This is a genomic window from Gilliamella sp. wkB178 (genome assembly GCF_001690705.1).
Lineage (GTDB): Bacteria > Pseudomonadota > Gammaproteobacteria > Enterobacterales > Orbaceae > Gilliamella > Gilliamella apicola_K.
This window is the reverse complement of the sequence record NZ_LZGK01000016.1, coordinates 51,972-65,421: the sequence shown is the minus strand read 5'-3', so window position 1 is coordinate 65,421 and position 13,450 is coordinate 51,972. Positions and strand designations below refer to the sequence as shown.

The 13,450-nt window shown below is 33.4% G+C and carries 11 protein-coding genes and 1 tRNA gene; 5 read left to right on the top strand and 7 right to left on the bottom strand.

Translation table 11 applies throughout. The features are described 5' to 3' along the window. Nucleotides 1-20: 20 nt before the first annotated feature. The gene (gene selD / locus A9G13_RS09880) at nt 21-1,070 is read left to right on the top strand and encodes a selenide, water dikinase SelD (RefSeq protein WP_065557450.1); all 1,050 of its coding nucleotides are present in this window, start codon (nt 21-23) and stop codon (nt 1,068-1,070) included. 59 nt (nt 1,071-1,129) lie between these two features. Beyond that, on the top strand, nt 1,130-2,917 hold the full coding sequence (gene selB, locus A9G13_RS09875; RefSeq protein ID WP_065557449.1) for a selenocysteine-specific translation elongation factor: 1,788 nt from the start codon (nt 1,130-1,132) through the stop codon (nt 2,915-2,917). A gap of 73 nt (nt 2,918-2,990) precedes the next feature. Here selB and A9G13_RS09870 read toward each other — a convergent pair. The 4 genes from A9G13_RS09870 to adhP form a co-directional block, all read right to left on the bottom strand. Further along, nucleotides 2,991-3,081: transfer RNA gene (locus tag A9G13_RS09870), tRNA-Sec, on the bottom strand. 104 nt (nt 3,082-3,185) lie between these two features. Next, the gene (locus tag A9G13_RS09865; RefSeq protein ID WP_065557448.1) at nt 3,186-3,986 is read right to left on the bottom strand and encodes a class I SAM-dependent methyltransferase; all 801 of its coding nucleotides are present in this window, start codon (nt 3,984-3,986) and stop codon (nt 3,186-3,188) included. 138 nt (nt 3,987-4,124) lie between these two features. Further along, on the bottom strand, nt 4,125-5,573 hold the full coding sequence (locus A9G13_RS09860) for an APC family permease (protein ID WP_081301234.1): 1,449 nt from the start codon (nt 5,571-5,573) through the stop codon (nt 4,125-4,127). Between the two features lie 198 nt (nt 5,574-5,771). After that, on the bottom strand, nt 5,772-6,806 hold the full coding sequence (gene adhP / locus A9G13_RS09855; RefSeq protein WP_065557447.1) for an alcohol dehydrogenase AdhP: 1,035 nt from the start codon (nt 6,804-6,806) through the stop codon (nt 5,772-5,774). 455 nt (nt 6,807-7,261) lie between these two features. On the opposite strand from adhP, the gene A9G13_RS09850 reads away from it, so the two are divergent. Then, a complete protein-coding gene (locus tag A9G13_RS09850) occupies nt 7,262-8,059 on the top strand; it encodes a pyrroline-5-carboxylate reductase family protein (RefSeq protein WP_065557446.1) in 798 nt (265 codons plus the stop codon). Between the two features lie 93 nt (nt 8,060-8,152). Here the strand turns inward: A9G13_RS09850 and A9G13_RS09845 are convergent, their stop codons facing one another. Next, complete coding sequence (locus A9G13_RS09845) at nt 8,153-9,472, bottom strand: MFS transporter (protein WP_065557445.1); 1,320 nt, start codon at nt 9,470-9,472, stop codon at nt 8,153-8,155. A 286-nt stretch (nt 9,473-9,758) separates the two neighbouring features. Here A9G13_RS09845 and A9G13_RS09840 point away from each other — a divergent pair, with 286 nt between their 5' ends. Beyond that, nucleotides 9,759-10,796 carry a tagatose 1,6-diphosphate aldolase gene (locus A9G13_RS09840; protein WP_081301246.1) on the top strand — a complete coding sequence of 346 codons (1,038 nt, stop codon included), beginning with the start codon at nt 9,759-9,761 and terminating at the stop codon, nt 10,794-10,796. Between the two features lie 154 nt (nt 10,797-10,950). Here A9G13_RS09840 and grxB read toward each other — a convergent pair whose 3' ends face one another. Together grxB and A9G13_RS09830 are read right to left on the bottom strand one after the other, a co-directional pair. Next, a complete protein-coding gene (gene grxB, locus A9G13_RS09835) occupies nt 10,951-11,601 on the bottom strand; it encodes a glutaredoxin 2 (RefSeq protein ID WP_065557443.1) in 651 nt (216 codons plus the stop codon). Continuing rightward, entirely contained in the window at nt 11,598-12,224 is a 627-nt protein-coding gene (locus A9G13_RS09830) for a Pr6Pr family membrane protein (protein WP_141670913.1), read from the bottom strand. The genes grxB and A9G13_RS09830 overlap by 4 nt, the downstream gene beginning before the upstream one ends. Nucleotides 12,225-12,517: 293 nt before the next feature. Here A9G13_RS09830 and xerD point away from each other — a divergent pair, with 293 nt between their 5' ends. Beyond that, nucleotides 12,518-13,432, top strand: coding sequence for a site-specific tyrosine recombinase XerD (gene xerD / locus A9G13_RS09825; protein ID WP_065557441.1), 915 nt, complete (start codon nt 12,518-12,520; stop codon nt 13,430-13,432). Nucleotides 13,433-13,450 lie beyond the last annotated feature (18 nt).

Below are 13,450 nucleotides of genomic sequence, written 5' to 3'. Positions count from 1 at the left end.
AAAAATCAAAGGAGTAAACAATGGAAGAAATTAAATTAACCCAATTCTCTCATGGTGGAGGATGTGGTTGTAAAATATCCCCAGCGGTACTAACTGAATTATTAGCTAAGGTACCAGTTGGTCCTATTCCACCAGAGTTACTTATTGGAACAGAAACATCTGATGATGCTGCGGTTTATCAATTGAATGATACTCAAGCAGTAATTGCTACTACTGATTTTTTTACACCAATTGTTGACAATCCTTATGATTTTGGCCGTATAGCAGCAACTAATGCCCTATCTGACATTTATGCTATGGGGGGGACACCAATTATGGCATTAGCAATTGTTGGAATGCCACTTGATAAATTACCTCAACCAGCTATTAGTGATATTTTATCCGGTGGAGCTAATATTTGTCGTCAAGCTGGTATACCTATTGCTGGTGGTCACTCAATCGATATCCTTGAACCTGTTTATGGTTTGGTAGCAATTGGAGTGATTAACCCCAAACAACTTAAAAGCAATGCAACAGCTCAAGCTAATGATGTATTAATATTAACTAAACCATTAGGAATAGGTATGTTATCTGCTGCTCTAAAGAAAGGCCAACTTAATACCAGTGATTATGCCGAATTAATTAAATGGACTACTACCTTAAATAAAGTTGGCACTGAAATAGCTACTATCGATGGGGTACATGCTATGACTGATGTTACCGGATTTGGTTTAGCGGGTCATCTATTAGAAATGTGTAGAGCTGCGAAATGCCAAGCTGAAATTAGTTTTAATCAGTTACCATTTTTAGAAAGTGCTATCAATATTGCCAAACAAGGAACAGCAACTGGTGCTTCTAATCGTAACTGGCAAAGTTATGGTAATGCGATTAATTTAGCAGACTCATTTGAATTATGGCAACGTAATTTATTGACCGATCCACAAACATCTGGCGGTTTATTAATCGCTTGTAGTGAAAATGTTTTGCCACAAGTACAAGCAACCATTGAAAGGTCACAAGGTAATCAAGGATTTGTTATTGGCAAAATAACTCATTGCAATATTGCAGGTGAGGTTTTGGTTAAAAATTAATTGAACCAATTTAGTTGATAATGGATAAATATCAATGATGTTAGTAAAAGGGGGATTGTATGAATGCGGTTATAGGTACAGCGGGTCACGTCGATCATGGTAAATCATCGTTAATCGAAGCTCTCACCGGTATTCATCCATCCCACTTACCACAAGAAATTGCTCGTTCGATGACTATTGATCTAGGTTTTGCCTATTTTACAACACCCGATCAGCAAAAAATTGGTATTATTGACGTACCTGGTCATGAGCGTTTTATCCGCAATATGGTAAAAGCGGTGTGGGGTCTGGACTTAGTATTATTTGTAGTAGCAGCTGATGATGGTTGGGCGGCATTATCAACTGAGCATTTACATGTTATTGCAGCAATGGATATAAAATCCTGTATATTAGTAATTACTAAAGCTGATTTGGTCGATGAGCGGCGCCTCAAAGAGGTTGAAAATGACTCATTAGAGCATTTTTTAACTGAAATGGATATGATTCCCGATGTTATAAATGTTAGTAGTTATACTGGTGCAGGTATCGATAACTTGAAACAACTGATTATTGATAAAATCAATAACCTTCCACAAAGGGAAGAGCTAGATAATCAAGCTCATCTTTATGTAGATAGAGTTTTTTCAGTTAATGGCATTGGTACAACTGTTACTGGTACGTTACGTGGTGGAGAAATAAACGTAGGCGATGTATTAACCCTATTTCCAGGAAATCATGCAGTAAAAGTTCGTTCACTACAGAGTTATCACCAACAACTTAATTGTGCTCAACCTTATAGCAGGACAGCAATTGGCCTAAAACAACTCAATAGAAAATTAGTAACCAAAGGTAGTTGCTTGGTAGCTAAACCACAAGCTATTACTATGAGTACGGATTGGATTGTACAATTAAATCCTAATTTTAGTTCCTTTCTCAAAAAACAAAGTATTGTTGAAGTCGCTTTAGGTACGGCACATGTATTAGCTAAATGTTATGTTTATGCTGAAGGTAAACTAGCTCGGCTACAATTAGTTGAAGCTATTCCAGCTTTTTGGGGTCAGCCATTATTATTGATACAACATGGTGGTAGCCACATTATTGGTGCTGGTCGTGTTGTGTGGTTACAAAGTATAGATACTAAAAAACGTAACCAATTACAGTCTATCTTAGCAGACCTATCTATTAATAGTGCTAATAGGCTTAATGCACAAATTATGCTTCAACTGGCTGTTAATGGTTATAGCCAACAAAAAAAAGGAATAGCTCCGCCCTTAAATACTCTTACTTTTGGTCCATGGTGGATCACTCCTGAAACAAAAAACAGCCTCAAACAACAATGTGATGATTACTTAAATAGTGTAGTACATATGGCTTCAGCGGAAGAATTAGCACGAATAACCGGTTACCCAATTGCACTAATTGAATTAATTGCAGAAGAGGCTTGCCAAGCTAAACAATGGCAAAAAATTGACGGTAATATAACTACTGTGAGCCAGTTACAAGATAGTAAAATTCCCGCTAACCAACAACAATTACTTGATGATATTGCTGAATCCGGAGAACAAGGTTATGATGCATCCAAAACGACCATTGTGGGTATAAGACGTTTATTACGCAGTTTAACTGAAAAACAACTCATAGTACCTACTGAAAATGATCTATTTTTTACTCGCGAAATTTATCAAAATATAGTTTGTAAGATTATGTCTAATCGTAAATTATCACAACGATTTAGTGTTGCTGACGCCCGCGAATGTACAGGCTTGTCCCGAAAACAACTTATACCATTACTTAATCGTTTAGAACGAGATGGTTGGGTAAAAAGGGTTGACAATGAACGTGAAGTAATCAAAGAGTTTTCATGTTAAATAAATGATACTATAAGCTAATATATTTAATTCAACTCTTTTCTTATAAAAATCAGACTAGTTGATTATTTCTTGGCGGAAGAGGCAGGAATCGAACCTACCACAGCCGATAGGCTGACAACGGTTTTGAAGACCGTGAAGACCACCAGATCTCATCAACTTCCATAAGTATAAGCATAGTAATAATAACTAGACTAACCTAACATTGTCAATTGAATTAATATATTAATAATATTAGACATTTATTTTCAACATATTATTTTATTTGCTATTTTTCAGCTCTAATCATAAACATTGGCGTTGAATGATAATTAAGAAGTTCGGTTTGATCCCAAACTTGTTCAGAAATATTCGTCTCAAGATAAATTTTACTAAATCCTAAATCAATCAATACCTGTACATCCCATTGTGGTCTTATTTCTTGACTTAACGGTAATAATTTAGCAATACGTTCCATTTCAATTGTATCAGTTAACAAATAATGATCAGCCACATTTCTGCTACGAGTATTATTACGATCTCGTTGATACTCTAAGTAATGAGAAGGATCATATAAAAACAAATACCAATTGGCATCAAAGTTTAATAATCGCCCACCTTTTCTTAATACTCTAAACCATTCTTTATAACCATTTAATGGCTTGTCTAAATCCCAAGTAACATTTCGCAGTACTATTAGATCAAAAGAATTATCAACAAATGGTAATGATTGAACATCAGATAACACCAAGTTAATTTCTACCTGATAATTGTCAGCATTCTTTTTTGCTTGATCTAACATTGCTTGTGTAACATCAACCGCGGTTACATCATGTCCAGCCAAAGCTAAAGTTATAGCTATGAATCCAGGACCTGTACCTATATCTAATACTTTTAAAACTTCTTTTTTAGGTGCATGCGATAAAATAAGATTTTGCCATATTGTACGTTTTTTAGTCGCTAGTTCTTCCTGATTGGTTTGGCTATAACCTTCAGCACGTTTGCTCCAATAAGCAACTATATCATGTACAAGGTTGCTGTCTTGGCTATTATATTGTTTACAGCACACATCTACTCCCAATATTTCCATTTATTATTAATTAATATAATGATAACTCTGAAAAACTATAACTCATTATTTTTTACTGTGGCAAAAACTGATTTTAAATTGGTTTCTACTCAACTGTAATCAATCTTGCTAACTTATGTTGGCAATAATAATAGTAATTTATTTGCTAATTGTGTTGCCATATAGCATTAACAATACAATAACGATCATTACGCCAATACCAATTGAGTATTTAGTTTTAATTTTATACTTTTTCACTTCGCCTAGTGCTATCTCAACACCTTTATTCTTCTTATCATAATAATAATATACTGGTAAACCAATTAAAGTGAGTATTATTGAGGCGATACCATTGGTAGTTTGATAAACAAGCATGCCATAAATAACATAAACAGCACCTAAAATAGCAATAATTGGAATAATTGGATAACCAATAACTTTATAAGATCTTGGAACATTAGGATACTTTTTACGAGCGATAATTACTCCAATAAAAGTCAGTAGATAAAATACCCAAATAGAAAACATCGAAATTTCAGATAGACGATCAGCATCTAACAAAGCTGAATATAGAAAAGAGAAAATAACTAAAATTACAATGGCATTAACTGGCGAACGGCTATCATCATCAATCGTGCTTAAATAACGTGCACCTATAATCGTTCCACGCTCACCCATACTAAATATAGTTCTTGATAAAGTCATGATATAACCATTAATACCACCTAAAATAGATACCATAATCCCAACAGCAACTAAATTACCGCCTAAATGCCCAAACATACGTTGTGATGCCACAGCGGAAGCATCATGACCAAGAGAGACCATTTCTTGTACAGGAAAAATTTTAAATAATGCAATATTAATACATGCATACACAATAACTAAAAAGATAATCCCAAAAATAATCGCTTTGGGTAATACTTTAGCAGGATTATTTATTTCACCTGCAACCGAGGCAACTTGTGCCCAACCATCATAAGCAAATAATGTTGCTAAAATGGCTACTGCAAAAGGTGCATATGTTTCAATACCTTGCCCACTTGCACTAAATAGTGCTACCTGACCATTACCCTTCCATAATCCAAATATAGCCAATAATAATATTGGGATCAGCTTGCACACAGTAGCAATTGTTTGCAGGTAACCGGCTTGTTTAACACCAATAGCATTAATACAGGTGATAAAACCTAATACTCCAGCGCTAACAGCCATTCTATAAGCATCATCAATATTGAATAATAAACAAAATACCGAGCTAAAATAGCCAACTAATGCGCCAACTAAAGAAGGAGCGAACAGCACTGTAATCATCCATCCATAAAGATGGGAAACTTTAGAACCATAAATTTTTTCAAGATAAACCAGTAATCCACCTGTTTTTGGAAACATCACACCTAATTCACAAAGTGTTAATCCACCACAAATTGAAAAAATACCACCTATAATCCAAGCTAACAACGCGTAATTATAATCACCAGCAACCTCTAATACTGCTGGAGGTTTCATAAATGCTCCAGCACCTAAAACCATTCCAACAACCAGTGACAACGCCGAAACTATACCTAGATCTTTCCGCAATTTATTTTCTAAATTGTGATCTGACATTAAAAAACCTCTTTGATATATATAATTTATTTGTGAAAATTCTGCTTATGATAGGGCTTTATTTATAAAATACAAGCAACATTGATATTAATTAATAACAATGCATAATAAATTAAGTAGATATTGATTTTATGAGATGTCCTAACTATAAAACCAGCTCAAGGCTGGTTTTATATAATGAATATTAATTAAATATAGCTATTTATTTTTCTTCATTTTCATATCAACAACCATACGACCGCGAATTTTACCGGCTTTCATTTCTTCGATCATATCGTTAATATCTTCAAGAGGTCTTTTTTCAACGATTGGTACAACTTTACCTTCAGCACTGAATTGGAATGCTTCAGCTAAATCTTCACGAGTACCAACTAATGAACCTAACACTTGAATACCATCTAATACTGTTCTTGGAATACTAAGATCCATCGTTTCAGACGGTAAACCGAGTGCAACTACACGGCCTAATGGACGCACGGAATCAATTGCTTGATTGAATCCAGTTTTAGTCACAGAAGTTACTACTGCACCATGAACACCACCATTAGTATGTTCTTTAATATAGGCACCAACATCTGCCACTTTTTTAGGATTTACTACTAAATCAGCACCCAATTGTTTACATAACTCCAATTGGCTATCACTATTACTAATGGCGACCACTTTGTTGTTAAATACTTTTTTGCCATATTCAACAGCAAGTGTTCCTAACCCACCGATACCAAATACAGCTAGCCATTGACCTGGTTTTGTAGCTGCTACTTTAATACCTTTATAAGTAGTCACACCTGCACAAGTCACACTGGTTGCTTGTGCTGGATCAAGCCCATCTGGTACTTTAACTGCATAATCAGCCTTAACAATACATTGTTCTGCCATACCACCATCAACGCTATAACCAGAATTTAATACATTACGGCAAAAGGTTTCATTACCTGAAATACAAAACTCACAAGTGCCACAACCAGCATGAAACCATGCAATACTAACGCGATCACCAACTTTAAGACTTTTTACGTCCGGAGCAATTTTAGTTACAATACCTACCCCTTCATGGCCAATAACACGTCCTGGTTTTTTACCAAAATCACCCGCAGCAACATGAAGATCTGTATGACAAAGGCCACAATATTCAACGTCCACTAAAGCTTCTCCCGCTTCTAATGGTCTGACAGGAATATCTTTAATTTCAACTTGTCCATCACATTCTTGTTTAATAACAGCTGCTTTCATTTTCTTCTCCTAATAATTACAAAATATAATTAGTTTTATTTTAACCTAATTACTTTTAAAAAATATGAGTAATTTCACAATTTTAGGAAAATAAATGATTATTTAATAATCTACATTAAAACACATAATAAATCTTAAATTTTTTGTCAAAAAGAAAGGAATTAACTAATAATATTTACAAATAGATAAAATTAAAAACTGAAATCAGCTGATGACGAGTTAAAGAAACAGATATTAATATCTGTTTCTGCTTATCTGAAATAATTACGACAAATCTAGTTATTTGTGCCACTTTTAATTTATTTAAATTCAATTAGTTGAATCGATAATAAATATTAACTTATTAAAAAAGTGTTATAAGGTTAAAAATAGTATAAACGAACAATAAATAACCACTCAAAAAAAATACAATAGTTAAATTCCATATTCCATAGTGATCTATAAAGGAAACGATTATGAGTAAAATTTTATTTATTGGCAGTGGACATATGTCTGAAGCAATTATTCGAGCATTAATTAACAATAACACCTATTTACCAAATGATATCTTTGTTAATGATATTATTGAAGAACGTTTAGATTATTTAAAAACTACCTACGATGTCATTCCAACTAAACAGATTATTGATTCAGATATTATTGTACTTGGCGTTCGTCCTCAAGATACATGGGCAGAAATTGTTCAACAATTAAACCCTAAAAATGAAAAAACCATTCTTATCTCCATTATCGCTGGCATCACTATTGCTAAAATCAAGCAAACATTAACCATCAATTTACCAGTTATTAGAACAATTCCTAATACCTTAACCGATACTGGCTATGGTTATTCCGGTGTCGCAACCGATAAATCTGACCAATTATTTGTTAAGCAGGATTTAGTAGTCAAGTTTTTTAACTCTTTTGGTAAATTAGAACATATCGATGAATCTTTGCTTGATATTTTTACTGGCTATGCCGTTGCTGGACCTAATTATATTTATTATTTTTACGAATCTCTAGTTGATGCTGGTGTATTAGTTGGATTACCTCGTGATATAGCAAAGCGTATAGCGCTTGAAAATTTACATGGTGCAGCTTCTATGCTTCAATTAAGTAATAAGCACCCACGAGAATTACTGGATATTAATAATTCTCCTGCAGGCGTGGGTATAAATGGTTTATATGAACTCAATAATAGTGATTTTACAGCTGGTTTACAACGTAGCGTAAAAGCCTCAGTAAAACGAACAGTGAAGCTTGGCAAAAAATAAATTAAATGCAATCTAACCCCGACAATTAAAAGAGGAACAAATAGTTATTCTTGTTCCTCTTTTTCAAATATTCAAACTAAATGACATTGTAATTTATGCAATATCTTTTGCAACATAGCGTCCACTATTATTATTGATTAGCAAAAATAGTCCAATTAATGCTCCTAAAACAAATAATGCAACGACATAAAACGCCGGTGCCATTTGACTCAGAAAATCACTAAAAAAAGAAATCAGTAATGGGGTTAATCCACCTGCAATTGCATAAGCCATATTAAACGAAAATGAAACCCCACTATAACGGATCTCGGTTGGAAACACTTTAACCATAAAGTAAGCAAAAGAACCTACAATACCCACACCAAGACCAGCTAACAAATAAGTCATAAGTAAAAGATGAGGATTATTTAAAGATAAATAAAAAATAGCAATGGTAATAGCGGCAATAATACAACCAATAAACAATACTTTACCCATTGCGAACTTATCCATCATCATGCCATAAAAAGTACAGCTAATGATGAGTCCAATAATAGCTAATATATTTCCTTGTAAAGCGTCAAGGGCAGAAAAACCAAACTGTTTTTGTAACAAAATCGGGGTCATTAGCATGATAACCATGATTCCCGCAGATAATACCCAAGTAAGTAACATCGATAAGATCGTTTGAGGTAAATATTGCGTTAAAACTGTTACCACTGGTAATTTTTTAGATAATTCCTGTTGTTTACGTTTTTGGATCGCTAGGAAAATTGGGGTTTCTTTTAACCATCGTCGTAAATACATGGCGATTAAGCCAAAAATACCACCAATGATAAATGGGATTCGCCATCCCCAGTCAATCATTTGCTGAGGTGTTATATTTTTATTTATTACTGTTGATACTAATGAACCTAATAAAATACCTAAACTTAAACCACTGGTTAAAATTCCACAAGCCAAACCAATCTTATTCTTTGGTACATGTTCAGCAACAAACGTCCAAGCCCCTGGCACTTCACCACCGACAGCTAAACCTTGGCATAATCGCATAAGCAATAGTAATAAAGGTGCAAAAATCCCAATAGTTGCATAGGTTGGTAAACAACCAATAAATAAGGTTGGCAACGCCATAAGTAATATACTCAAGGTAAACATGCGTTTACGACCGAATAAATCACCGAAATGTGCCATAACTATTCCACCAAATGGGCGGATTAAATAACCTGCAGCAAAAATACCAAAGGTTTGTACTTGGCTAAGCCAAGATGGCATAGTACCCGGAAAGAATAAATGACTTATAGTAATTGAAAAAAAGACAAAAATAATGAAATCATAAAACTCTAATGCTCCACCTAATGCGGAAAGTGCCAAGGTTTTATAATCTTGATTATTTAAACCTCGTGTTTGTGTGATTGTTGCTGAACCTAACATAATTATCCTTGTAAATTATTTTTTACACACAGTATATTATTTTGTACTACTATACCTGAACTGTATCTTTTTTAAAAGAAAATTACAGTTATGATAATAATTTAAATTTTGTAATTTAATAAATTAATCTAGTTAATATTTTTTAAAACAATTAGTTAAATTTATATATGCATATTGATTTATAAAAAATATTAAAAATTAAAACTAGCACAAATGAATAATAAATATCCGCTCAAAAAAAATACAATAGATTAGTTTCATATTAACTGGAGATCTATAAATGGCTATAAAACGTATTTCTCGTGGCAAGTTTACTCGTTTGCAACAATTGTCAAATCAAGATGGTGTGATTGCTGCTTTGGCAATTGATCAGCGTGGATCCATGGTCAAAATGATGGAATCTGCTGTTGGCAAAGACCGTTATAAAGTCGATATGGTCTATGAGTTTAAAGAGTTAGTTTCACAAGAATTGACTAAATATGTTAGTGCAATTTTATTAGATGAACAGTACGGCTTTAAAGGTATGGCTAAAAAGAATAGCAATGCTGGCTTAATAATGTCATATGAAAAAACTGGATACGATGCAAGCACTCCAGGTCGATTACCTGATATCCTGCCAGAAGACTCATTACAACGTTTATTAAAAAAAGGAGCCGATGCCGCCAAAGTTCTTGTCTATTATAACCCAGATGATCCCCAAGATATTTTAGATAAAAAACATGCTTTCCTAGAACGACTTGGTAATGAAGCTAGAGCAGCTGATATTCCTGTTTTTGTAGAACCAATTGTTTATGATAATGAGATTACGGATGATAAAAGTCCTGAATTTGCCAAAATCAAACCGCAAAAAGTTATTAAAACCATTAAAGAGTTCACTAAAGATCAATATTACATCGATATTTTAAAAGTTGAAGTCCCAGTTTTATTTAAAAATGTGGAAGGTTTTAATGACAATAATAATGCTGTCGTTTATTCACAAAAACAAGCAGCTGATTACTTCAAACAAGCCAGTGATGCAGCTACAAGACCTTTTATTTATTTAAGTGCTGGTGTACCTACCAAAACCTTCCATGAAGAATTGATTTTTGCTGGAGACAATGGTGCCAAATTTAGTGGTATTTTAGGAGGTAGGGCCACATGGTTTGAGGGTGTAGCTGCTTATGCTAAAGGCGGTAAAGATGGATTATTAAGGTGGTTAGATAGTGTTGGACGTGAAAATGTTGAGCATCTAAATAAAATCTTAAAACAATATGCCACACCTTGGTATGAAATTTATGGTGGGCTAAATAAAATCGAAGTGTTTGATTTAAGTCTAAGTAATTAATTAACTACGTTTTTGTTTGAATAAAAATAATTTTTTATAAATTATGATGAGAGAACAGGGTTTGCTCCTATTTTCCCTTCTCTCTACCACTGTTCCGCCGATACCCGTCGGCGGAACTTTATACTTACTCCATAAGTCATATCTTATTTCAATACTATATCGCTCTATCAAAAAACAGGTCAACTTTACTTTGTTTTGCCATTTGTTGAAGGTACGCTTTGATTTTTTTAGGAAAAACCAGATCTTTAACACAAGTTAAATTGCGTAATGTCGGGAATAACAAGATATCATCTAAAGATAGGGTCCCATTACAAGCATTTGGCGAAATAATAAGTAATTCAAGTTTATCAAATAGCTTACTTACTGCTGAAATCAATGTATCGGATTGTACTAAACAATCAGCAAAGCTATCCATTTTATTCGCTTTACTTGTCACAAAATCATCAATAGCATTTTGGGTAGAAAATTCCAGTAAATTCATTTTAATATAACGTGGACACTCTAAACGGTAATCATACTGTTGGATCTGTTGAATTAATTCTGTAATTTTCGATGATCTAACACCAGTTAAGATAGGTTTATCACCGTAATTATTATCAACATAACTAACAATATCTAGACTTTCTGGCATAAAACTGCCATCGTCTTTTTGTAAAATCGGTACCATTTTTTCACCGATCATACTAATTGGTGATTGATTGTCATCACTTAACAGTACATGTTGTTCTACGAGAATATTTTTAAGACCAAATATCATTCTAGCTCTTGCGCAAAAAGGACAATGTTCATAAATATATAGTTTCATTTTCGTTCCCTCAAACGATCAATACACCATAAAAAAAAAGTTAAACCTATAAATAAAACCACAACCATACTTGCTGCTAACAAAGCTTTGGGATAACCAATCCGAGTCACATTTATAAACGGATACGGATATTGATTAGTGTAATAACCTCGAACAAAAATATAAACACCGTAAACAAGTATCGATAAAAACGAGCCAATGATAACTTTAAAATTGATACGACGAAACGGCCCCAAAATTAACCAACTTAAAATTCCTAAAACAGGAAGCACAACATGTAAACTCTCATTAGTGAAAGTTAATATTAAATTAGGTGGTCTATGAATTGCTCGCAACATCCAGTTATAAACCAGTGCCGTAATGATCACGCCAACTAAACCATTTAAACGAATAACTTTAAAACTGAATCGATTACAGCCAGGATTAAAGGTTAACCAAAAACAACTGAGTGCTAACATAAAATTCGATAACACAGTAAAAAAACTATAATAAAAAATTAATCGCCCAATTGATGTGGCAGGTTGCCAAGGTCGAAGCTGAACATGCCAATAAATATAACTTTCGATACCAATAACAGTAATGGCAAACAGAGCAATAAATAGATTAATACTTCGCTTTAACATAACAAACATTTAAAAAAAGAACTATTAACATAGTATATAGTTAATAATATAAGAAAACACATATTATATTAATAAGTTATTATACTATTCTTTAATACTACTTCTGTAAAAATGTTTCAGGAAAAGTATACGTTTTAGTGTGGATATATGTACTTGTTATAAGTATTACTCTTGATACTTCAAAAATTACTATACCTTAGCCATACATTGTTAATAACTCAGAAAACTGCGACTTACTACTATTAAGTAGTATATAATATAAATAAATATTTGAAGGTTGAAATGATTTTTTAATGTCAGGAAATAATATATTACCAGCGGATAAAATGCTGATTGAACAGTTTCTTGATTCATTATGGTTAGAACGTAATCTCGCGGAAAATACCATTGAATCTTATAAACTAGATCTATTTACGTTATGCCTATTCTTGTTAAACCAAAAAGTTACTTGTCTTAGCTGCCAGACGTTGCATTTACAAAATTTTTTAATGCAACGAGTTAAAGATGGATACAAAGCCAGTAGTTCTGCTCGTTTACTAAGTGCAACTAAACGTTTTTTTCAATATTTATACCAAGAAAATTATCGCACTGATGATCCCTCTGCAACATTATCATCACCTAAGTTACCGAAAAAATTGCCAAAAGATTTGACAGAATCTCAAGTAGGAGCATTAATGGAATCACCAAATATAGAAGATCCAATTGAACTCCGAGATAAAGCTATGCTAGAAGTGCTATATGCAACTGGATTACGCGTTTCTGAATTAGTTAATTTGGAAATTAGTGATATCAGTTTACGTCAAGGCGTAGTAAGAGTTATAGGCAAAGGTAATAAAGAACGTTTAGTACCATTAGGTGAAGAAGCTGTTTATTGGCTTGAATATTTTTTTAAATATGCTCGGCATGATCTTCTCAAAAATGGCCCAATTGATGCTCTTTTTCCGAGCAGGTTGGGCAAAAAAATGACAAGACAGACATTCTGGCATCGAATAAAATATTATGCCATACTAACAGGGATTAATATTGAAGCACTTTCGCCTCATGTTTTACGCCATGCTTTTGCAACGCATCTGCTTAACCATGGTGCAGACTTACGTGTGGTGCAAATGTTATTAGGTCATAGTAGCTTATCTACTACACAAATTTATACACATGTTGCCACAGAAAGGTTAAAACAGTTGCATCGTAAACATCATCCTCGAGCATAACGCTCTTATCATTAAGGA